At 36.2% G+C, this 22,976-nt stretch carries 22 protein-coding genes; all 22 read right to left on the reverse strand.

The window, feature by feature from the left end; all coding sequences use genetic code 11:
- Window positions 1-11 precede the first annotated feature (11 nt).
- Window positions 12-1,139: a DNA-processing protein DprA gene (dprA, locus tag BM157_RS02655; RefSeq protein ID WP_022502719.1), complete on the reverse strand. Its 1,128-nt coding sequence runs from the start codon at window positions 1,137-1,139 to the stop codon at window positions 12-14.
- The gene (locus tag BM157_RS02660) at window positions 1,136-2,779 is read right to left on the reverse strand and encodes a YifB family Mg chelatase-like AAA ATPase (RefSeq protein ID WP_318255767.1); all 1,644 of its coding nucleotides are present in this window, start codon (window positions 2,777-2,779) and stop codon (window positions 1,136-1,138) included. The genes dprA and BM157_RS02660 overlap by 4 nt, the downstream gene beginning before the upstream one ends.
- 399 nt (window positions 2,780-3,178) lie before the next feature.
- Complete coding sequence (locus BM157_RS02665; RefSeq protein WP_022502721.1) at window positions 3,179-4,156, reverse strand: DHH family phosphoesterase; 978 nt, start codon at window positions 4,154-4,156, stop codon at window positions 3,179-3,181.
- A 16-nt stretch (window positions 4,157-4,172) separates the two neighbouring features.
- Complete coding sequence (locus tag BM157_RS02670) at window positions 4,173-5,036, reverse strand: type IV pilus twitching motility protein PilT (RefSeq protein WP_147581261.1); 864 nt, start codon at window positions 5,034-5,036, stop codon at window positions 4,173-4,175.
- 147 nt (window positions 5,037-5,183) lie between these two features.
- The gene (locus BM157_RS02675; protein WP_090139848.1) at window positions 5,184-6,332 is read right to left on the reverse strand and encodes a hypothetical protein; all 1,149 of its coding nucleotides are present in this window, start codon (window positions 6,330-6,332) and stop codon (window positions 5,184-5,186) included.
- Between the two features lie 15 nt (window positions 6,333-6,347).
- Window positions 6,348-8,210 carry an aminopeptidase P family protein gene (locus BM157_RS02680; RefSeq protein WP_055307036.1) on the reverse strand — a complete coding sequence of 621 codons (1,863 nt, stop codon included), beginning with the start codon at window positions 8,208-8,210 and terminating at the stop codon, window positions 6,348-6,350.
- Window positions 8,211-8,360: 150 nt separating this feature from the next.
- Window positions 8,361-8,999, reverse strand: a complete 639-nt coding sequence (sigK, locus tag BM157_RS02685) for an RNA polymerase sporulation sigma factor SigK (protein ID WP_022502725.1) — start codon at window positions 8,997-8,999, stop codon at window positions 8,361-8,363.
- Window positions 9,000-9,197: 198 nt separating this feature from the next.
- A complete protein-coding gene (locus BM157_RS02690) occupies window positions 9,198-10,445 on the reverse strand; it encodes a peptidase U32 family protein (protein ID WP_022502726.1) in 1,248 nt (415 codons plus the stop codon).
- 15 nt (window positions 10,446-10,460) lie between these two features.
- Window positions 10,461-11,102: an O-methyltransferase gene (locus tag BM157_RS02695; RefSeq protein ID WP_022502727.1), complete on the reverse strand. Its 642-nt coding sequence runs from the start codon at window positions 11,100-11,102 to the stop codon at window positions 10,461-10,463.
- Window positions 11,103-11,125: 23 nt separating this feature from the next.
- A complete protein-coding gene (locus tag BM157_RS02700; RefSeq protein ID WP_022502728.1) occupies window positions 11,126-11,515 on the reverse strand; it encodes an endolytic transglycosylase MltG in 390 nt (129 codons plus the stop codon).
- A gap of 43 nt (window positions 11,516-11,558) precedes the next feature.
- Window positions 11,559-11,903: a YlbF family regulator gene (locus tag BM157_RS02705; RefSeq protein WP_022502729.1), complete on the reverse strand. Its 345-nt coding sequence runs from the start codon at window positions 11,901-11,903 to the stop codon at window positions 11,559-11,561.
- 22 nt (window positions 11,904-11,925) lie between these two features.
- Complete coding sequence (locus BM157_RS02710; RefSeq protein ID WP_055174379.1) at window positions 11,926-13,596, reverse strand: ribonuclease J; 1,671 nt, start codon at window positions 13,594-13,596, stop codon at window positions 11,926-11,928.
- A 23-nt stretch (window positions 13,597-13,619) separates the two neighbouring features.
- The gene (locus BM157_RS02715; RefSeq protein ID WP_055307037.1) at window positions 13,620-13,886 is read right to left on the reverse strand and encodes a DUF1292 domain-containing protein; all 267 of its coding nucleotides are present in this window, start codon (window positions 13,884-13,886) and stop codon (window positions 13,620-13,622) included.
- Between the two features lie 29 nt (window positions 13,887-13,915).
- Entirely contained in the window at window positions 13,916-14,347 is a 432-nt protein-coding gene (gene ruvX, locus BM157_RS02720) for a Holliday junction resolvase RuvX (protein WP_022502732.1), read from the reverse strand.
- A gap of 7 nt (window positions 14,348-14,354) precedes the next feature.
- A complete protein-coding gene (locus tag BM157_RS02725; RefSeq protein WP_055175014.1) occupies window positions 14,355-14,612 on the reverse strand; it encodes an IreB family regulatory phosphoprotein in 258 nt (85 codons plus the stop codon).
- A gap of 164 nt (window positions 14,613-14,776) precedes the next feature.
- Window positions 14,777-15,469 carry a DUF4956 domain-containing protein gene (locus tag BM157_RS02730; protein ID WP_090139849.1) on the reverse strand — a complete coding sequence of 231 codons (693 nt, stop codon included), beginning with the start codon at window positions 15,467-15,469 and terminating at the stop codon, window positions 14,777-14,779.
- 32 nt (window positions 15,470-15,501) lie between these two features.
- Window positions 15,502-16,335, reverse strand: a complete 834-nt coding sequence (locus tag BM157_RS02735) for a polyphosphate polymerase domain-containing protein (protein WP_090139851.1) — start codon at window positions 16,333-16,335, stop codon at window positions 15,502-15,504.
- Between the two features lie 361 nt (window positions 16,336-16,696).
- The gene (locus BM157_RS02740; RefSeq protein ID WP_055174376.1) at window positions 16,697-17,173 is read right to left on the reverse strand and encodes an HD domain-containing protein; all 477 of its coding nucleotides are present in this window, start codon (window positions 17,171-17,173) and stop codon (window positions 16,697-16,699) included.
- A 177-nt stretch (window positions 17,174-17,350) separates the two neighbouring features.
- Complete coding sequence (locus BM157_RS02745; protein WP_055174375.1) at window positions 17,351-18,160, reverse strand: mechanosensitive ion channel family protein; 810 nt, start codon at window positions 18,158-18,160, stop codon at window positions 17,351-17,353.
- Window positions 18,161-18,311: 151 nt separating this feature from the next.
- On the reverse strand, window positions 18,312-20,774 hold the full coding sequence (locus BM157_RS02750) for a GlgB N-terminal domain-containing protein (RefSeq protein ID WP_318255770.1): 2,463 nt from the start codon (window positions 20,772-20,774) through the stop codon (window positions 18,312-18,314).
- A 27-nt stretch (window positions 20,775-20,801) separates the two neighbouring features.
- On the reverse strand, window positions 20,802-21,650 hold the full coding sequence (locus tag BM157_RS02755; RefSeq protein ID WP_055307040.1) for an alpha/beta hydrolase: 849 nt from the start codon (window positions 21,648-21,650) through the stop codon (window positions 20,802-20,804).
- Window positions 21,651-21,702: 52 nt separating this feature from the next.
- Window positions 21,703-22,941, reverse strand: a complete 1,239-nt coding sequence (locus BM157_RS02760) for a DUF1015 domain-containing protein (protein WP_055307041.1) — start codon at window positions 22,939-22,941, stop codon at window positions 21,703-21,705.
- Window positions 22,942-22,976: the final 35 nt, after the last annotated feature.

Genomic DNA, 22,976 nt, shown 5'->3' on the forward strand with positions numbered 1-22,976 from the left:
TTAACCAAAAGCTACACTCTTGCATAACAATTATGTGCAGTCTCTTTGATTTTACCCTCTAATTCCAATTCAACTAAGGCACCGCTTACTGTCTGTAATGATAATCCTGTCTTATTAATTAGTTCATTAATACCCACTGGATACAAATCCACACAACTATACACCATATTTTTAGGTGTTGCAAGTTCAAATTGTGATACAGATTCCAACTTTTGCAGATATTCCGGTATACCGTTAATGCCTGACAGCTTATTTTTTATCCTGTCACACTCTAATATATCCTCAGCTTTAGTCATTATATAAGCTCCTGATTTTATAAGTTCATTACAGCCCTCACTTAATGAATCTCCAACTCTCCCCGGTATAACATATACATCCTTATTCTGCTCTAACGCCTGGTCTACAGTTATTAACGAACCACTCTTTGCCCTTGCCTCAACAACTACAACTGCATCAGACAGACCGCTTATTAATCTGTTTCTTTCCGGAAACTGTCCACAGACCGGTTTTACTCCTGCCGGATATTCTGACATTACACCACCAGTCTTTTTTATATCAGTAAACAGCCCTATATTACAAGCTGGATAACAAATGTCAACTCCACTTCCTAATACTGCACAAGTATATCCTGAATTATCAAGTGTTCCTTTATGTGCGGCAGTATCTATCCCAACAGCCATGCCACTTATAATCTGTATTCCATATGAAGACATCTCATATGCCAGCCTGGCCGCTACCATCATTCCATATTGACTTGCCTGCCTCGAACCTACAATTGCCACTGAAGGCTTATCACTGTCAGGAAGCTTTCCATTATAATATAGTCCATATGGATAATCATATATTTCCATAAGCTGTGCAGGATAGTCCGCTTTCCCCGGATGTGTGAATTTAATACTGCTTTTCACTAAGGCATTATAATCCCTATATATCTGTTCATCTTTAACTGAGCTGATTATATTTTCTGCATCTTTGCAAGACAATCCGCAGCATTTTAAATATTCTGAGCCAGCGTTATATATTTCCTTAGGGGAATCGAATCTTTTCAACAGCTTACTAATCTTTCTTCTTCCTATGTTTCTAATATTATTAAGCCAATACCAGTAATATTCTTCAAGAAATTCATCATATTTTATCAACTTTTCACCTCACAGTTCTTATAGAATAATGCTTCCGTAAGGTGCTCTTTTTCTATATTAACACTTCCCTTCAGATCAGCGATTGTCCTTGCTGTCTTTAGAACTTTATTATATGCCCTGGCACTCATATTGTGCTGCTTATACATTCTCTCCATAAGCTCATTGCACTCCACATTCAATGTACAGTATTTATGTATTTCCCTCACTCCCATCTGCGAATTATAATTAATATCAAGCTTTTTGAATCTGTCCTTTTGCATTTGTCTTGCGGCTTCAACTTTATTTTTCATATCGGTAGAATTATATATAGTATCCACATTTCCCTTATTCCTCATAACTTCATAGGATACCTCATCAACCTTAACACACATATCAAATCTGTCCCACATAGGATTGCTTATTCTTCCTATATATCTTCTTATGTCATATTCCGAACAATGGCACCTGTTCCTGTCAGGATAATAGCCGCATTTACACGGATTGATAGCTGCTGCAAGCATAAAATGTGCTGGATATGTATACGCTGCATTAACCCTTACAAGCGTTATAACCTTATCCTCCAAAGGCTGTCTTAACGCTTCCATAATAACCTGATTAAATTCCGTCATCTCATCCAAAAATAACACACCACCCTCCGATAACGTTATTTCTCCCGGTCTTGGCACAGCTCCTCCTCCAAGCAACGCCGCCTGTGTTATTGTATGGTGTGGATTTCTAAATGGTCTTTTTACCATAATTCCACCCTCACTATCCAGCAGTCCTGCGACACTATATATCTTCGTAAGCCTTAACTGCTCCTCATAATCCATATCCGGCATTATTGTCGGTATTCTCTGGGCAAGCATTGTCTTGCCGCTCCCTGGTGGACCTATATACATTATATTATGCATACCTGATACAGCTATCATCGTTGCACGCTTTGCAGCTTCCTGCCCTGATATATCACTATAATCAATATTATAACTGCACGAGTGATTATTATTTTTCACTTCTGAACCATATGTAAACTTAACCCGCGAGCGTTCCAATACATTATAAGTATCATTATTAATGTTGCCATCTGACTTATTACATTCACCAGATTTCACATCAGCCTGCTTTATATTCTTTCTACTTCCATCTATTACGGCTATATTCTTTAATATCTCTATAGTCTGGCTTAGCGTTTCAACTCCATATATATTAATATTATTCATAATTCTGCCCTCTGCTATATTAGCCTTCGGAATTATGCAGTTGTCAATTCCTGCCTCTTTAGCCGCACATACCATAGGAAGCACTCCTTTAACCGGATTAATGCTTCCGTCAAGACTTACCTCGCCTATAATCAATACATTTTCCAATATCTTTAAATCAAAACAGCCATTTGCCGCCAGTATCCCTATTGCAATTGGAAGGTCGTATATTGTGCCCTCCTTTCTTATATTGGCTGGCGATATATTAATAACTATCTTCTGCGGTGTAAGTTCAATACCCGAATTCTTAATCGCCACCCTGACCCTGTCTTTCGCCTCTCTTACCTTAGACCCAAGTGCTCCACTCATATCAAATGTCGGAAGTCCAAAACCAACGTCTGTTTCTACATTAACAATATATGCATCAATTCCGTATACAGCCGCACTTATCACTCTGCTAAACACATCTCACCCTTTTCCTTTCTCAAACTTATCACTACAACTATAACTAAAGCTATAGCCATAACTAAAACGATTATAATAACTACAATAATCATAAGTCCCTGCAATACTATTTAGTTGTAACATTTTAAATAATTGGGAATGTAATATTATAGAGCATAATATTACCAAAGAATACTCATTAATAACTGCTCAGCAATTATTAACAACAACTCACTAATCATCAATATCAGCCTGTTAATTGTTAATATTAACTAATTATTCATTAACGATAACTCACTAATCTTAAGACATACTGCCTAAGATTACTAATATTGAAATATTATTATTATCGACTGGCATAATATGTATTTCAATATATTATATATATCATATGTATACATATTATGCAAGTCTTTTTTATTATTTATTTACTTTATTAACTTCTGACATAAATCTGTTTTTTATGATTTCTCTTATGCCTGCGGCATCTTTTCTTTCTAACTTATCATAGCTTATAAAACCACCAGCCATATGCTCGTGTCCGCCACCATTACCTATATCACATAATGCTTTATTAGATATTCTTCCCGAATCGTAGCTTCCATTACTTCTTATTGACAGCTTTATACCCTCTTCTTTAGCCGAATATACTATTGCAAGATTAACACCATCCAAAGACATTATAAAATCGCATATAGAGGCAATCAATGACTCCTTGCAGTTGTCCCCTGCACTGGCAAAACAGATGTCATTCTGTATATCAACATTGGCAATTGCATAGGCATAAGCTTTTAAATCGTCATACTGTCTTACGCTTGTGTCAAGATTATTAAGAACTTTATGGTCTGCACGGTTGTAAAGATAATAGAACATATCAAGATCCAGCTTTGTAACACCACGCTTCATATCTGCTGTATCAACCTTTATTCCATAGAGCAGTGCCGTTGCCATATGAATATCAATAACAACATCATTTTCTATATAATACGAAGCTATGATTGAAGCACATGCCCCGACATCTGGTCTTATGTCCTTAAATACATATTTGCTGTCATTATATACTGGGTGATGGTCTATACAGATTGTCTTGTCTGAGTGCATATCTATTATGTTGGCATTGCCATTCTGTGCATCAACAATAATAACTTCTCTGTTACAATCCAGTTCCCAGGCACTTTTTACTTCAAGAATATCAATATTAAGAAGCTTTACCATCTTTGCGGTAACTGTATTTTCAATACTGCCCTTATATACAATCTGTGCATCTATCCCTTCTGCTCTTAAAAGATACTTCATACCATATGCACTTGCTATAGCATCAGGATCTGGAAAATTGTGCATCTGTACATACACACTGTTTCCTTTAATACAAGATATTATTTCTTCAAGCTTTGTCATCTTAACCCTCATTTTCTTAATTAATCTTTAATATCTCAAAAGAAGCCTTTATGCCATATTTATCCTGTTGTATTAACTTCTGTGACACAACCATTTTTAAGACTTCCTTAAGCTGTGTATTTATCTTCTCTTTCTCTGAAGGAGGAAATTCATCAATAATGCTCTGAATTATATCTTTAGTACCAGCGACATCAACAGCAGCAATAACAAAACTTCCTGCTTTAGCCGCTTTTATTACTGCTTTAACCGTATCTGGCTCACTCATTCTTCCAACCTGAATCACATCTACATCTTCTCTTATTGCAAGCTTAAGCCCCTCATCATAAGAAGCCACATCTATGCCTACCTCACGCTGGTTCACAATAGCATTTTTATGGGTGTGTACATACTCAATAGGGTCTTCCAATGTCAGTATATGAACACATTTATTCTCATTAATATAATCAATAATCGAGGCAATTGTCGTAGATTTACCGCTTCCTGCCACTCCGCCAAGAATAACAAGTCCGCTTTCGCTATCACATATGTCAATCAACTCTTTAGGAACACCTATATCCCCTGGTGCTGATACACTGTCTGTTACAAGTCGTATTGCACAGGCAGGAAGCCCTTTTTGCATAAATGCACTGACTCTGTATCTTCCTGCCTTAGGCACTGACAATGCAAATTCAATCTGCTTATTATCCCTGAACAGTTCCATCTGCCTGTCATCCATTATACTGTATATTATCTTACTACAATCTGTCTCTGACAAGCTTGGATAATCAAGATTAGCAATTCGTCCGTTCACTCTCATTCTTGGAGGCACACCAACTGTAATATGCACATCTGACGCGCCTTCTTCCCTCGCTGTCATCAAAAGTTGTTCTACTGTTATCAATTCAACTTCCTCCCACTGTATCCATAATTACTATCTGTTCTTAGATTACTTTTATTAATTCTTCTGCACACTATAACAGCAAATATTAATTATTATCTATTCTTCGACTGTTTCTATTAATTTCTCTGTATGCTGTAACGCCAGCTATTAATTATTGTCTATTCTGTCTATGCTGTAATTATCTGAAAGGGCGCCTATATACTCCTCATACAGTACCCCTCTGTCTGTTCCGCATATAAAACGCTTATTCTGGTTATCGTGTCCTACATTAAAATCACCATCAACTGTGATATACGCATTAGCATATCTGAATACATAGCTGACAGGCTCACTGCTCTCATTATCACTTACAACAGCCGATGCCTGAACGATAATATAATTATCCGCTTCCTGTCCTGCTGCCAAAGCCTTAAGGAAATACGCCGCATCAATATTGACATCAGATACATTTTCTTCATTAAGATGATACAGGTAATCTGTGTTGCCTGTTGCCACATACAACATTCTGTAGGTTGCATCTTCTGTTTCTTTAGTGATAGTTTCCTTAATCTCTTTATATATGTCAGCCATAACATCTTTATTAACTTTAGTATAATCATCGCAGTAAGCAGCAAGTTTATCTGCTGTATAAGTCATCTCACAGGCTTTGGCAAGTATGCCGTGCCTTGCCATATCTTCATAAGATACATCACAGCTTACCTTAATACTGTCATTAAGCTTAATTGAAGATGCCTTGTCCGCAGTAAATGTAAGTGTCTTAAGATAATCATCATCCCAGTCATTGTCTATTATAATTCTGGCATCAGGGCTTATTCCTGAAAATGTTACATCAACCCCGCTGTATATGTCTATCTTTGCACCTGCATTAATGCCTTTAGCCTTATAAGTATACTGCTTCTTATTAATATCAACACCTGCATTATCTGCATAAGTATCATTAAATTCTATCTCGCAGTGGACTTTATCACCATTTTTAATATCGGTATCTGTTGTGTATACATTTATTGATTCAATGAACTTTCTAACATAATATTTCTTATCGTCATCAGCTTTCTTTCCTAAAAGCTTATTAGACAGTGCATCTTCATCTACAACAAATGTCACCGAAGCATATCCGTCAGCACCTGTATACACAGGCTTTATATAATCTCTTATGTCAAATTCATTAACATTTATAAATACTGCAACTATCAATATCACTGCAAGGACTATTCCACCAACAGCAAAATATACTTTATTGCTCAAAGACTTATCCTTCACATCTACTTCTTTTTCTTTAAACTCTTTAATCTGCATACACCAAAAGCCTCCTTACAATTCTCTTGTGCTATATACAAGCTGTTCTAATTCCTCACCTTTCATATATGGGCTTAACACATTATACACCTGTTTATTATAATTATTAAGCTGTTCTATATCTTTATAGCTAAGATATTGTACATCAACAAGGTCTAAATCCACAGGAACCATAGTAAGCATTTCAAACTTAAGCCACCTGCCATATTCATTTTCCTTATCCTCTGTAACTATTATTTCATTCTCAATTCTTATTCCGAATCTGCCATCAGCATACACTCCGGGTTCATCTGATGTTACCATACCCGGTGTTAATACAGCAAGGTCATTTACCCCCTGTATATGCTTCCACCTAAATCCATTAGGTGCTTCGTGGACATTTAAAAGATAACCAACTCCGTGACCAGTTCCACATCTGTAATCAATATTCTCATTCCACAACGGAGCTCTTGCCATTATATCAAGATTATATCCGGTACAGCCGTGAAGAAACCTTGTATTGGCAAGATTCAACATTCCCTTAAGTGTAAGCGTATAGCACTTCTTCATCTCATCTGTAACTTCACCTAACGCAATAGTTCTTGTAATATCTGTTGTTCCACGCATATATTGTCCACCTGAATCAACTAAAAGCATCCCCTCCTGCTTTAGCGTACTGCAGTTATCCTTTGAAGCCTGATAGTGCATCATTGCCGCATTATCAGCGTATGCACTTATTGTATCAAAGCTTAATTCAATGTAATCCTTTATACCACTTCTAAGATTATCAAGATATTCTGCCGCTGATGCTTCTGTTATTGTCTGTCCTGATTTAACTGCCTTCTTAAGCCAGAATATAAATCTTGTCACGGCAAGACCATCATCAATATGTACATTCTTAAGGTTGGTTATTTCTATGTCATTCTTCACTGCCTTAAGGAGAACCTCTGGATTTTCCTTTTCGACAAGTTCTATCTTATCATTGTCCTTAGCATAAAGATATAATCTTGTATTAACCCTCTTTTTATCAATAAGCACTTTATGTCCTGCTATGCTTCTTATATCCTCATATATATCATTATAAGGCTTAACCTCAACGCCAGCCTCTATAAGTTTATCTATACAGTCATCAAGCCTGTCTATATCTGTATACAGAACAGTCTTGTCCATATATACTGCCGCATATGCCATAATAACAGGATTACAATGTACATCCCTGCCTCTTATATTAAAAAGCCAGCATATATCATCAAGCGAGGCAATAATATGTACATCTGACATATTGTCTTTCATTGCACAACGCACATCAATAAGCTTATCTTTAATAGTCTTTCCTGAATACATAGTATCAAGATAAAACGCCTTGCTGTGTGGGAATTCTGCCCTGTCATTATATATTTGTTCTATGGCATCAAATGAATAGTTACAATGTGCCTTGTTAAATTCAGCCATTTTCTTAAATTCTATTCCCTGTCCTGCCTGTACACATCTTCCGTCAAATCCTATTGTCATTCCCTCTTTTAAAAGTTCCCTGCAATATTCATTGAGTGCAGGTACCCCTGCACTTCCCATTCTCATAAGCTTATACTCTGTACCGCTAAGCTGTTTCTCAGCCTGCACAAAATATCTGCCATCTGTGAAAAGCACTGCAGTGTCACTTGTTATAACTGCTGTTCCTGCTGAGCCTGAAAAGCCAGAAATGAATTCTCTTTCCTTAAAGTAATCACCTGCATATTCAGAAATGTGGTAATCGCCCGTTACTACAACATAGATATCCACGCCTTTTTCTTTCATTATGCCACGTACTGCCTCAAGACGTCTGCTTATAACTGTATTATTATTACTGCCATTATTCGTAGCATTATCGTTAATTATTTTATCATCAGAGATATTATCCATTTTAAATACTCCTTTTATCTATTACGGCAGTATTATCCGACTGCGGCGGACATCTTAGCGATATATTTCTCCGCCACAGCACGACTTACTGCTTAAGCATAAGTATACCATACCCTGCTGTCGATTTTGTAGTTTTTATGTTAAGTTTTGCTATCCTATTAACTTTTTATTCTCCAAAAGGGCATATAACTTGTTAAGAGCGTGCCTTTCTATACGGCTTACATAACTGCGACTTATGTTTAACTTTGCCGCAAGTTCATTCTGGGTCATTTCCTTACTTCCAAACAGCCCAAATCTTCCTATTATTATCGTCTTTTCCCGCTCTGTCAATATATTATCCATATTGTCATATATGCACTTTAACTGCTCTGCTGTAAGCATCTCGCCTACATCATCTCTTGTTTCATCACCGACAACATCTATAAATGTTATATCATTGCCCTCTTTATCAGTGCCAATCGGCTCATATAAGGACAGCTCCTGCATTTTCTTCTTATCATTTCTTAACATCATCAATATTTCGTTATCTATACATTTTGCCGCATATGTCGCAAGACGGATTTTCTTATCAGGGTTAAAGGTATTAACTGCCTTTATCAGTCCTATTGTTCCTACTGATATTAAATCCTGTGTATCTTTCTCAGCACAAGCATATTTCTTAATCATATGTGCTACAAGGCGCATATTCTTCTCTACAAGTATATTCCTAGCCTCTATATCCCCATTACGGCTTCTTATTAACATCTCTTTTTCTTCCTGCTCTGACAATGGTTTCTCAAACACCTTCAAGAAAAAGCACCCCTACACATATTTCTATATTTTATGCGTAGGACACACCTTTATTGCATATCCATATAATTTATTGCATATTGCTCAAGTGTGCATCATCGGCACATAGTGCCTTTTATGCAACTGGGAATTCCTATTACATAAAAATACGCCAGTATGGACTATTCATTCATACTGACGCACATAAATCTTAATATATTATTCTTCTTTTCTTCTTAAAATGTCATATCTTTCAAGTTCTACACCAAGGTCAATATAAAGCTGCTGTTTAGGATGTGGACAGCTTTCCATATCAACGCCCTTTTCGTCAGTTATCCGCTTAACTGTAACTAAAAGATTAGTTCCGTCCGGCTTCATAACTTCAATCTCCTCACCAACCGAGAACTTATTACGCTGTTCTATATTGTAAAGACCTTCTTCGTTCTTATCTCCTACAATTCCAAGATAAGTGTATTCCTTAATGTATGTGTTGCTTTCATATATCTGTGTATTTTCATCTGGCTTTCCAAAGAAGAAACCTGTTGTATACTGTCTGTAAGTACATTTGCTTATCTCTGACTTGTAAAATGGAATTCTTGACTTATAAAGTTCTGGGTCTTTTAAGAAATCATCAATTGCAAGTCTGTATGTTCTTGCAACTGTAGCTACATAAAGGGCTGTCTTCATTCTTCCCTCTATCTTAAAGCTGTCAATTCCTGCCTCTATAAGCTCTGGAATATGCTCAATCATACATAAATCTTTAGAGTTAAAGATATAAGTTCCTCTTTCATTCTCATATACAGGCATATATTCGCCTGGTCTGTTCTCCTCAACAACAGCGTACTTCCATCTGCAAGGATGTGTGCAGGCACCTCTGTTAGCGTCCCTTCCTGCCATAAAACTACTAAGAAGACATCTTCCTGAGTATGATATACACATAGCACCATGTATGAATGTTTCTATCTCCATCTCATCAGGAATATTCTTTCTTATATTCCTAATCTCATTCAATGAAAGCTCTCTTGCTGTTACAACTCTCTTAGCACCCTGTTTCCACCAGAACTGGTATGTCATATAGTTAGTATTATTAGCCTGTGTGCTTATATGAATATCTATATCGTGAAGTTCTTCCTTGGCAATTGTGAACATTCCCGGATCAGATATAATAACTGCATCTGGCTTTATAACATCAAGCTCCTTAAAATATTCCCTTGCTCCGTCAAGGTCATAGTTATGTGCAAGTATATTAGCTGTAACATACACCTTAACATCTCTTTCGTGGGCAAATTTAATTCCTTCTACCATATCCTCTTTTGAGAAATTCTTAGCCTTAGCTCTTAAGCCAAAAGCCTCTCCACCGATATATACTGCATCAGCACCAAATATAACTGCAATCTTTAATACTTCAAGACTGCTTGCTGGTATTAAAAGTTCAAGTTCCCTGCCATTATAATAATGTCCTGCCATATTATTTTCCTCCATTTATTTTTTAACGCTCAATGTAATTCCGTCTCCAATTGGTACAATTGAAGTTATAAGATTATCATTATGTGTAAGCTCATATACATACTCTCTAATTCTTGTATGTATTGTCCTGTCCCTCCTTGTGACAACATATCTGGACTCTACAAGCTCACCCTCCTGAAGTATATTATCTGTTATAAGAAGTCCGCCCTTAGGCATAAGCCTTAATATTTCAGGCAGATAATTAATATACTGTCCCTTGGCGGCATCCATAAATATAAAATCATATGGACCTTCCAGCTCTTTTAAGACTTCCATAGCATCGCCCTCTATAAGCCTTATACAATCCTCTTTTCCTGCCCTCTTGAAATTATTGCGGGCTATAGGTATTCTTTTATCATAATTCTCTATTGTATCAATTATACAACCCTCAGGCATATTCTCACTCATAAGAATAGATGAGTAACCTACTGCCGTTCCTACTTCAAGAATCGACTGTGGCTGCTTTAATCCAAGCAGCACCTTTAGCAGATTGCCCATCTCTTTTCTAATAATCGGGACATCGTCCTCAATTGCTTCCTTTTCGATTGTATTACAGATTGGTGAATTACCTCTATCAAGAGAATTAATATAAGCTACTATTCTTTCGTTGACAATCACCTTAGTAAACCTCTCATTAATATTTATTCACTATCACCAGTATCAGTTGTGCTGATGCCAGCTAATATCTTCATCATATCTGTTGGCTTCATACCTGTATTAAGACTGTATGTTCCCGCCTTAAACTTATCTTTATAATCAGATAACTTTACCTGAAAATAAAATATTTTCTCATCACTAATAAGACCTTTTTCATATAACTGGCTGGCTAACCTCTTAGCTGTTACACCATCAGCTATTGTCACTTCAACCACTTTGGCATTATCAACTGTGTCCACCGACTTCTCATTAAATATATTGTTACCAAATGTATAGGCTTTTGTTCCAAACATAACAACCACTACTACAGCAATTGCAATAAACAATGCATTAAGTGACAATGAAACAACCATTCTTATAGATTTATTATTCATAATCAAATATCCATTCCCGTCCGACTAAATATAGTTATGATGATTAATTATTCAAGAAATCAACATCGAATTCAATTGTCTCAACTACAGTTCTGCATATATCCTGAACCATACGGCACAGACAGACCTCAGACAGCAGATATCTGTTGACCATATCCTGTCTTCTCATATCTGCATATCTGTTATTAAGATCCTCCTGTGCGGCAAATATATCATCAACCTTACCACTATTCTGTATATCAAAATTCTGTCTTCTGAACTCATCAATACTTCTCTTTAAATTAGGGTCTTTATCTATAATAGCCTCTAGTCTTTTATATTCAATATATTCAGGGCTTTCTTTTATAGCTTTGCTTAGTTCAAGCTTTAACTGCTCAATTCTCTGCATTAATATCTCCCATTATAACTGATTACATCTGAGCTTCCATAATAATTGGAAGAATAACTGGATTTCTCTTCATCTTCTTCCACAAATATTCGCTGAGATCATCTTTGATAATGTTCTTAATCTTACTCCAGTCAGTGATATTCTTATCAAGACATCTAAGAACAGAATCTGTAACTATAGCTCTTGCCTCATCAAGCAGTTCTTCTGCCTCTCTTACATATACAAAGCCTCGAGTTACAATATCCGGTCCTGCAACAAGCTGTCCTGTATACTTCTCAAGTGTGAGAACAACAATTATAATACCATTCTCTGCAAGATTCTGTCTGTCTCTTAATACAATATTACCTACATCACCAACTCCAAGTCCATCGACAAGAATAGCTCCTGTGTGAACCTTTCCAACGATTGCAGCCTTCTCATCACTAAGTTCAATAACATCACCAGATTTGGCTATAATAACATCTTCCTTATCATATCCAAGTGACATTGCAACTTCCTTCTGTGCTATAAGGTGTCTGTATTCACCGTGTACTGGTATAGCATACTTTGGCTTAAGAAGTGAATATACAAGCTTTATCTCTTCCTGACAGGCATGTCCAGATACATGTGTATCCTGGAATATAACCTTAGCGCCCTTCATTCCAAGTTCATTGATAACTCTTGCTACAGACTTCTCATTACCAGGAATAGGTGTTGATGAAAATACAACACAGTCGCCCGGCTGGATAGATACCTTTCTATGAAGGTTAGCTGCCATTCTTGAAAGGGCTGCCATTGACTCTCCCTGACTACCTGTTGTAATAAGCACAATCTGCTCAGGTGTGTAATTCTTCATAGCCTCTGTCTCTATAAGAGTACCATCTGGAATATGAAGATATCCAAGGTCTTCAGCAACATCTATAATATTGACCATACTACGGCCTTCTACGCATACTTTTCTTCCATATGCAACTGCCGCATTAATAATCTGCTGTACTCTGTCTACATTAGAAGCAAATGTTGCAATTATAATTCTGCTGTTCTTATTATCATTAAATATCTTGTCAAATGTACTTCCTACAGTTCTCTCTGACATTGTAAAGCCCGGTCTTAAAGCATTAGTACTATCGCACATAAGTGCAAGCACGCCCTTCTTTCCAAGCTCTGCAAATCTCTGTAAATCTATTGGTTCACCATTAACTGGTGTATAATCAACCTTAAAGTCACCTGTATGGACAAGAATACCTGCTGGAGAGAATATTGCAAGTGCAGCTGCATCTGCAATACTGTGGTTAGTTCTTATAAATTCCACCCTGAAATCACCAAGAGTAACTGACTGTCCATATCGTACAACTTTTCTTTTAACTTCACGAAGCATATTATGTTCTTTTAGCTTAGACTCTATAAGTCCCATTGTAAGACGTGTAGCATATATAGGAACATTAACTTCCTTTAATACATAAGGAATTGCTCCGATGTGATCCTCGTGGCCATGTGTAATAACAAATGCTTTAACCTTATCAATATTCTCCTTAAGATAAGTAACATCTGGAATAATAAGGTCAATACCAAGCATTTCTTCTTCTGGAAAGCTTAAACCGCAATCCACAACAACAATACTGTCATCGTATTCGATGGCAGTTATGTTCATTCCAATCTGTTCAAGGCCTCCAAGTGGAATCACCTTAACAGAACCGACATTTTCTTTTTTCATTAAGCACCTCATTCTTTATTCAATTATATAAGTTCAATATCATCATCCATAAGTTCCGCAAATATTCTGCTGATTGCATCAAATTCTGTATCGTCCTCAACAAATTCATATACTGCATCTGCATCTGCTTCACTTGATGTGTCTTTTAAAATGTAACATTCCGCATCTGTATCTTCCTCATCAGAAGAATCTGTTACTAATAAATAATTAACTCCATTCGCTCTTGTCTCTTCAATAATATATAATTCAACATTCTCGTTATCATCTGTAACAAATGTGAGCTTTTCCATATTAATTATAACCACCTTTATTAATTCATTTACCTGCCTGCATTAGCCTGACAGTCAAGATAACCTTGTAATATAAACACAGCAGCAATCTGGTCAATAACTGCCTTTCTGTTCTCTCTTCTTACGCCGCTTTCCATAAGTGCCTTCTCTGCTGAAACTGTTGTAAGTCTTTCGTCCCACATAATGACTTCAAGCCCTGTTCTTCTCTCAAGATTCTTAGCAAACTCTTCACAGGCTATAGCTCTCTCACCTACAGTATTATTCATATTCTTAGGGAGTCCGACAACTATCTTCTCAACGTCATTCTCTTCAATAATAGCTTCTATTCTGGCGTATGTCTTTCTAAGCTTATTCTCTTCTTTTCTTGTGATTGTCTCAACAGGCTGTGCTGTAATGCCAAGTGCATCGCTTAACGCCACGCCCACTGTCTTTGTTCCATAATCCAATCCAATTATTCTCATAACTTAATTATAAACCCTTACCCTCTATGAAGTACTTGATAACCTCTTCTACAAGTTCATCTCTTTCTACCTTCATAATAAGGCTTCTTGCATTGTTATGACTTGTAATATATGTTGGATCTCCTGACATAATATAACCTACTATCTGGTTAACAGGGTTATATCCTTTTTCTTTTAATGCAAGATATACTTGTTCAAGTATTCCTTCTACTGATATTGTCTTTTCTGGCTGTGTTCTAAAAAATTGTGTATTATTATCTATCATATCTACCACGTCCCTTTCGTATACCTTATTATAATATAACATATCACCAAATAAAACAAGAGAAAAATCAAAAACCACCATCTGATGAATAACATAATACTATCATTCATCAAATGGTGTTTAATTTGTTATACTATATAATCTTCCACTTAATATGTCAACATTTAATTCAATGCCGATACGCTGTTTTCTGGCATAATTCCTACTGATATATTAAGATTTCCATTTCTTACCCTTAATTCGTCAATGAAATCTTTTTCTGCATCATCATTTTTTAATCTGATTTCATATGTAAGCTCATACATTGTGCCCATATTAGTTGTCTTAACTTTATTTAATCTGTTCTCAGACGTGTATTTATCAAACAGATCATCAAATACCGAATTATAGTTAAGGCTTTCTGGAATAACAATTTTAAGCTGCTTACGTCCTTCATTCCTATCTGCAAAACCGAATGCTGATATAAGTATTAAAAGCAAAAGCATAACTGCTGTAAATGCTGCTGCAAATGTTACATATCCAAGACCACAAGCAAGACCTGCTGCCATTGTAAAGAACACAATTGAAATATCCTTAGCACTTCCCGGTGCACTTCTGAATCTTACAAGTGCAAATGCTCCTGCCATCGAAAATGCTCTTGCAACATTGCTTCCCACAAGAAGAATAACGACTGATACAACCGCTGGAAGCATTAAAAGACCAATTATAAAATTCTTCTGGTAACCTTCTTTTTTGCTGATGTACATATATACAATTGCAATAATAACTCCGATTACGATTGATGCACCTAAAGATATTGCCGCCTGGCTGATATTTATTGAATTATCCGCTGTTGATGTAAATATTGATTCAAACATAATATTGCTCCTTTTAATTTATACTTTTATTATTAGATACATATTGCACTTTTTCCATACTGTCCATACTGACAGCCATATACATTACCGTATTCCTTTGCATATTCATTAGGTGCTATCTGGTTACTCAATTCCTCTGTATCTTTATCATAACCTTCAAGCACATATCTTTTATATTCTGTTCCATATTTAGAGAATGAAACAGAATATATATGCAGATCCGAAAGACATCTTGTAAACCACATCGGTACTGCACCGCTTATTTTAATCTCCATAAGATACAATCTGTCAGGAATAAGCTTATTGCCATAGCTTCCGCTCTCAAGCCTTACATCGCCTCTCCTTGTTGTTATATTAGTATCAAATGTAACTCTGAAATCACCATCATTTTTTTCAAAATAAGCATACCTGTCATATGAAAGATATACCTTTGGCTTTAATGTATACATTTTCTTAAAATAATCAATCTCTTTAAGCACCTGTGTGTTAATACATTGTGTGTCACTCTCAGGATACACATCACTTTCCATATACTTATATGCGTCTTTTAGTACAATTGATGTTCTGCGTTTATTAACAATGCCATTATATTTCTTCTTAATCTCAAGAAATACCCTGTCTTCTCCACAAGGAGTACCATAGCTTCTCATTCTGAGTTTCTCCTTGTATACAGGCTTCTCAATTGAACTTCTTATAAGCCTGTTGTCATCAGTATCATAATAAATGTTACATATACTATAAAATTGTCCATTAAGATTATATTTATCCGGCTCCATATAATCATTTATTCGTTCAAGCAGCCTTCTGAAAGTGTGTTCATCAAGTATATATTTTTTCTCATATCTGTTAAATACTTCAATTGCCATACACTGGTCTCCAATCTTTCCTGCACATCTTAATATCCTCTGCAAGTTACTTCACAACGCGTTTTCCTGTGAACAATTGTATATTACTTGGAAATTGTGACCAAATGATGTAAAAAATAAGTAAAAAATGTGATATTGCTGTGTATTCTGGCATTCGCAATCTTAATATCCCAACGACTTAATTCTTTATGACTATATGAAATCACTCTGTCTTCTAAATATATCCATACAACTATATAAAGGAACAAAAAAATCCGGCAGTACACTGCTTAAACGCAACATACTGCCGGAGTATTTATAAGTATTAATCTTAATTCAACTGCTCACTAACTGGTCTATTCTGCCAATTAATATATACATTCTAGTAACCTACCGCTGGTGCGAAGGTTTCCTTAACTGCACAATACTTGTCAGCAAGGCATACAAGCCAGGCTTCCCTGCACATAGGTGGAACTATCGTAAGAGGAAACATATGTCTTGAGATTATATTTCTTTCTATATCGCCAAGATTATATTCCTTCTCTGCATTCCTTAGTGCTGTTGCAGGATGTGTAAAGCCGTGGAAATGATGTCCCTTTCTCTTTATGTGCCAGTCATATAAGAAATAATCGTGTAAAAGTGCTCCTCTTATAAGTGCTTTCTCATTCACCTTTAAATGAAAGAATTCTGCAAGCTTAAGACTTGCTCCTGCCACACCTACACTATGCTCATATACTGTTGTTAAACCGTGCTGTATAGCATTCTTCTCGTGTGCAAGATTGCCTTCCTGCTCTAATTCAGAAAGCACAAAATTAAAAAGCTGCTGTCTTTCTTCTGATAACTTCAATTCATTCTCCATTCTGATACTCAGCCATTAATCTTCATATCATATTAATATCCCACATACAATAAGTTACTTTATATGAACAGGAAATTCAAGTTAGTCTATATGAACCTTTCATCCCATCCGGCAACATTATAGCACACATATATTCATATAACAATATATTATCACACAATATTTATACAACAATATTTATACAATATGTACGTCCATCTGGTTAAATGGAATTTCTATGCCGTTCTTATCAAATTCCGACTTGTATTCTTCAAGAAGTGCAAATCTTGTATCCCAGTAATCTTCTGTCTTTACCCACGCTCTTGTCTCAAGTGTCACACAACTTTCATCAAGGCTCTTTACTATAACCTTCACTTCCTTATCCTTAAGGATTGAATTATCAGCTGCAAGAATATCACTTAATATATTCTTGGCAAGCTTTAAATCAGATGAGTAACCTATAGACATCTCGATATCAAGACGTCTGTTATCTTCAGCACCCACATTTACAATATTAGAATTAGATAATGCACCATTAGGAAGCATTACCACCTTGTTATCAACTGTTGTGAGCTTAGTGTAAAGAAGCTCTATAGTTCTAACAGTTCCCTCAAGATTACCAACTACTATATAGTCACCAACCTTAAATGGCTTAAATATAAGTATAAGCACTCCGCCTGCAAAGTTAGAAAGCGAACCCTGTAATGACATACCTATTGCAAGAGCTGCTGAACCAAATACAGTTACAAGTGAAGTTGTCTGTATTCCAAGTTCATCAATAACCATAAGTATAAGCACTGAATAAAGTGCAAATCTTATTATTGACATTGTAAAATTAACAACACCTGGGTCTAAGCTTCCTTTATCAAATACTTTCTTTAAGAATTTCATACAAAGTGCTATTACTTTCTTACCAACAAACCATATGATAATAGCGAATAAAATCTTCCATATTCCAGTAAGTCCCCAGTGTGTAATCTGTTCAACTATACTTGTTATCTGCTCCATAACACATATGCGTATATCGTAAACACCTTATCTTTCATATTTACTAATATACTTTCTCCTTCCTTTATAATATTGCTGGTTCTCATACTATCCAGTTTTTTAATTTCCAATGTCAGGATTATATGTCTGTCCTGTCCCCATATGTTCCAGTTTATTTTTTAAGCTGACTTAACCTAAGCTTCATTTCCTCGTCTATTCTTTCGCTTTCCTTAACTGCTTCTAAAGCTTTCTTCTCAGCTTCCTTTCTTGCATTCTGTGCAAGCCTTAAGCTTTCCTTGGCTTCCTTCTCAGCATTTGCCGCCCTCACAGCCTCTTCTTCCGCCTTATCAGCAAGTTCTCTTGCTAAATCAACTCTTTTTTCTGCTTCAACCTTAGCCGCCTTAGCTTCATTTTTAATCTGGATTTCTTTAATCTCAATATCAGTATATGGTTCATACTTATATACAACCATTGCTGATGCTGGTATATCAACAAACATCTTATACCTATCATTGCTGTCAGCTTCAACCGCTGACTTCACAACAACAGCTTCCACCTTGCCATCACCGCCATATTCCTCATTGTCACTGTTAAATACAAGCTTGTACTTTCCATCCTTAGGTACATTTAACTCATAAGCCTTTCTTTCAACCGGAGTGAAATTAACTGCCACTATGTCCATATCATTATCTGACGAATATCTTGCATATGAATAAACTGTTAATTCTGCATTATAATTATCAACCCACTCAAAACCATCTGATGAGCTGTCTGCCTCATACATTGAATTATCTGTTGTATACAATGTGTTGAGTGCCTTTATATATGCTTTCATCTGCTTATACGCCGGTTCTTCAAGTCTGCTTAAAATCTGCATTTTATCATCATCTACAGACACTAATGCACCTGTATCATTGCCATAAGACACACATACTGGTCCTGGGTAAGTATATATATATCCTAATACTGCCCTTATATCAGAAAGTCTCTGCTTATCGTCATTGCCAGATACCATTGCATATAAAGTATCATCTTTTAATGCCTCGTAAGTAAGGTTGGTAATAAAATGTTCCTTATAATGATATAACATTTCATAAGTAACCCTGTTATACATTCCCTTTCTAAACAATGGATCCTGCTTTACAAACTCAAAGAATTCCTCATTAAAGCCATCATTTAACTTATAATCAAAACCAAGACTGTCCTCATTATCATTATTTCGTGTAACGTCTGACCACAAGCTCTTTTCATCTGCTATAGTTATCACGCCGTCATTTCTCTTATGGACATATTCATTCATCTGCTTTATGAATTCTATGGCATCAAGATTTTCATTGCCGCCATACATATTAGGCGTCCATTCGCCAGGATTCTTGCCATAATCAAGATATAACATCGTTGCTGTGTCTGTAATCTTAATTCCGTCTATATTATATTCATCAAGCCACATAGCTATAGCTGATATAAGGAAGCTTCTTACCTCGCCCTTCTCATAGTCAAATGTTGTTATATTCATCTGAGGCTTTTCAATTATCCTTGGCTTAAGATAACCATAACAGTCACCACCATCATAATTAACTATACTTCTTATATCAATGCCAAAATAAGCTACATTAAAATCAATAATTACACCTATTCCGTTATTATGAAGTTCCTTAATCATATGCTTGAAATCTGTAGCTGTTCCATACTGTGATGATGGTGCATAATAACCTGATGCACCATAACAATAACCTGTCTTTTCAAAAATACTGTCACTGCCCTTTATAAGAACATAAGTATATCCTGTATCTTTAACATACTCTGTAATATATCTGGCTATATCCATATAATTAACCTTAGCCTTATTCACAGGAATATTATCATATGCAATCTCAAGTATAGACAAAGGCTTATTAACACCCTTTATCTGTTTTCTTTGCTTTACCCATTTAACATTATCTTGTACAGCCTGTGGCTCACCTGTTACAGAGTGTGCATCTGCGTACTGTGTAATCTGTCTGGCATACGGATCAAGCTTTAATACAGTATTAGTACCTTTGAACTTTATCTCATACATATATTCCTGTCCAGCTTCAAGTTGTGGAATGAATATTTCATATATACCATTGTCGGTAATACGCTCCATCTGGTATATCCTTCCATCCCAGCTATTAAATTCGCCTACAACACTTACTCGTAACGCATTAGGTGCCCATGTTCTAAAAAGCACACCTGAAATGCCGTCTTTTTCGCATACCTTATTACCAAGAAGGTTATATGCATTGTATTCAGTTCCTGCTGCGAACTTGTTGAATATAACTTCTGACTTATCAAATCTGCCAAATGAATATGGGTCACGTAATCTTGTAATATGCCCATTCTTATCTTCAATATTAAGAACATATTTAACATTTTTCTTAATCGGTATTAATGCCGCAAAAAATCCAGCATCATCAACTTTTTCAAGTTGTATGGCTCTTTTTCTTTCACTTACTGATACACTTACAGATACAGCATCCGGTCTGAACACCTGTATAAGATACCCCTCTTTTACAAGGTGGCCGCCTAATATACTGCAAGGCTGACTGCTTTCCGAATACACAATTTCTTCAATCGCAGGCCAGTCCATAAGCTTATATAACTTATTATCCATACCCTTCTCCATTTCTATGGCTGTTTCTTATGCCATACGGTTCATCCACTGTTCAAACAACTTAGTCCATTCATATACTTCCGGCTGATAATGTTTGCCACCCTTTGTAGCAGTTTCTTTAGTTCCAAGTCCCAATCCATGACAGCCATCTGGAAATACGTGATATTCAAACTTAACATTATTCTTTCTTAATGCTTCTACAAACAAAAGTGAATTCTCTAATGGAACAGAATTATCATCAAATGTATGCCATACAAAGCTTTCCGGTGTATCTTTAGACACCTTATTCTCTAATGATATATCATCTATATATTTATCATAGTTTTCACCAAGCAGCTTTACAAACGAACCCCTATGTGAATTTTCCCCAGCTGTTATTACAGGATAACCTAAAAGAAGTCCATCTGGTCTTACATATTCCTTATCACATCCCAGATATTTTTTTGCAAATGATGCAACCATATCACCACTCCACATAGTACCAAGACATGCCGCAAGATGTCCTCCAGCTGAGAAGCCTGCAAGTATAATTCTGTCAGGATTAACATCCCATTCCTTAGCGTGATCCCTTACCCACTTAACTGTATAAGCCGCTTCATATACCTGTGTCGGATATACATATGGTGCAAGGCTGTATCTTAATACTACCGCATTATACCCAAGATCCAGCATTTTAATAGCCATAGACTCGCCTTCTCTTGGTGAATGATGGTCATATCCACCACCTGGACATATTATAACAAGTGGTCTGTTAAATGGGTCCTGATAATCCGGGTACATTTCTTTAATATATGTTGTTATTGTTGCTTTTTTATCCGGTGTCTTTAACCCAAGTTCCTCATATGGAAGTTCAATATCGTATACTTTATGTAACATAATAATCCTCTTTTCCATTCTATATTCTTTACATCTATTTTGAACCATATACTTATTCTTCAATCTTATGTATAAACAATCCACTTCTTAACTTTGGCTCAAACCATGTAGACTTTGGTGGCATAAGCCTGCCCGCATCGGCTACTGCAAAAAGCTCTGCTATGGAAGTTGGATACATTGAAAATGCCAGCACGCAATCAGTATGACATCTTTTCTCAAGCTCCAAAAGTCCTCTTATTCCGCCAACAAAATCAATTCTCTTGTCCGTCTTAGGGTCATGTATACCAAGTACAGGCTCTAACAGGTTATTCTGAAGTATTGCAACATCAAGCCCATCTACAGGATCATCTGATAATATATCCTTCTTAGCCTTAAGCTTATACCACTTCTCATCAAGATACATTCCAAATTCCGCCTTATAAGCCGGTTCTACTGCTGCAGCACTTTCTTCTATTTCAAACTTTTCTTCTATCTTCTTAATAAATTCTTCTTTACTGTAACCATTAAGGTCTTTTACAACTCTGTTATAAGGCATTATCATAAGTTCTTCATCTGGGAAAAGAACTGAAAGGAAATAATTAAATTCCTCCTCACCTGTATAATCAGGGTGTTCTTCCCTTCTCTTTAAACCAACCTTAACTGCTGATGCCGCCCTATGATGTCCATCTGCTATGTAAATATCATCTATTCCTGCAAATGCTTTCTCAATATTTTCTACTGACTGTGCATTTGAAATCTTATACACCTGATGTCTTATACCGTCTGGTGAGGTAAAACTGTAGAGCGGCTTTGTTTCCTTGGCTTTGGCTACTTCGTTTCTTATAACCTCATCAGCCCTGTAAGCAAGGAATATAGGTCCTGTCTGTGCAGAACATCTGTCAACGTGGTTAATTCTGTCCTGTTCCTTATCAGCCCTTGTATTCTCGTGCTTTTTAATAATATTGTTATTATAATCATCTATGGAAGCACAGGCAGCTATTCCTGTCTGTGTTCTGCCATTCATTGTAAGCTCATACACATAATATGCCTTATCTGTATCAGTAATAAATGTACCATCTGCAATTCTGCTATCCAAAAGCTCCCTTGCCTTGTCATACACACAGTCTGCATATGTATCTACACTGCTGTCAAACTGTGTCTCAGCCCTGTCTATCGCAAGAAATGACAATGGCTCACGTTCTACTTCCTTTAACGCTTCCTCTCTGTTGTATACATCATAAGGAAGTGCCGCCACTCTGTCTGCAACCTTTTCATCAGGTCTTATACACTCAAATGCTTTAATAACTGCCATACTGCCTCCAATCTGCCCTGCATAACAGGGCTTTA

Origin of the sequence: [Lactobacillus] rogosae (assembly GCA_900112995.1) — a bacterium.
In the GTDB taxonomy this organism is placed as follows: Bacteria; Bacillota; Clostridia; order Lachnospirales; family Lachnospiraceae; genus Lachnospira; species Lachnospira rogosae.

Excerpts from the sequence above, each read along its gene's own strand:
- BM157_RS02690 (WP_022502726.1), bottom strand. The coding sequence starts at position 10,445 with ATGGCAGGACATTATTATAATGGCAGGGAACTTGAACTTTTAATACCA.
- BM157_RS02710 (WP_055174379.1), bottom strand. The coding sequence starts at position 13,596 with ATGAAAAAAGAAAATGTCGGTTCTGTTAAGGTGATTCCACTTGGAGGC.
- BM157_RS02740 (WP_055174376.1), bottom strand. The coding sequence starts at position 17,173 with ATGGAGAATGAATTGAAGTTATCAGAAGAAAGACAGCAGCTTTTTAAT.
- BM157_RS02665 (WP_022502721.1), bottom strand. The coding sequence starts at position 4,156 with ATGACAAAGCTTGAAGAAATAATATCTTGTATTAAAGGAAACAGTGTG.
- BM157_RS02760 (WP_055307041.1), bottom strand. The coding sequence starts at position 22,941 with ATGGCAGTTATTAAAGCATTTGAGTGTATAAGACCTGATGAAAAGGTT.
- BM157_RS02725 (WP_055175014.1), bottom strand. The coding sequence starts at position 14,612 with ATGATAGATAATAATACACAATTTTTTAGAACACAGCCAGAAAAGACA.
- BM157_RS02680 (WP_055307036.1), bottom strand. The coding sequence starts at position 8,210 with ATGGATAATATCTCTGATGATAAAATAATTAACGATAATGCTACGAAT.
- ruvX (WP_022502732.1), bottom strand. The coding sequence starts at position 14,347 with ATGAGAATAATTGGATTGGATTATGGAACAAAGACAGTGGGCGTGGCG.
- BM157_RS02675 (WP_090139848.1), bottom strand. The coding sequence starts at position 6,332 with ATGCAGATTAAAGAGTTTAAAGAAAAAGAAGTAGATGTGAAGGATAAG.
- BM157_RS02730 (WP_090139849.1), bottom strand. The coding sequence starts at position 15,469 with ATGTTTGAATCAATATTTACATCAACAGCGGATAATTCAATAAATATC.
- BM157_RS02735 (WP_090139851.1), bottom strand. The coding sequence starts at position 16,335 with ATGGCAATTGAAGTATTTAACAGATATGAGAAAAAATATATACTTGAT.
- BM157_RS02755 (WP_055307040.1), bottom strand. The coding sequence starts at position 21,650 with ATGTTACATAAAGTATACGATATTGAACTTCCATATGAGGAACTTGGG.
- BM157_RS02750 (WP_318255770.1), bottom strand. The coding sequence starts at position 20,774 with ATGGATAATAAGTTATATAAGCTTATGGACTGGCCTGCGATTGAAGAA.
- BM157_RS02745 (WP_055174375.1), bottom strand. The coding sequence starts at position 18,160 with ATGGAGCAGATAACAAGTATAGTTGAACAGATTACACACTGGGGACTT.
- BM157_RS02715 (WP_055307037.1), bottom strand. The coding sequence starts at position 13,886 with ATGGAAAAGCTCACATTTGTTACAGATGATAACGAGAATGTTGAATTA.
- BM157_RS02700 (WP_022502728.1), bottom strand. The coding sequence starts at position 11,515 with ATGAATAATAAATCTATAAGAATGGTTGTTTCATTGTCACTTAATGCA.
- BM157_RS02705 (WP_022502729.1), bottom strand. The coding sequence starts at position 11,903 with ATGCAGAGAATTGAGCAGTTAAAGCTTGAACTAAGCAAAGCTATAAAA.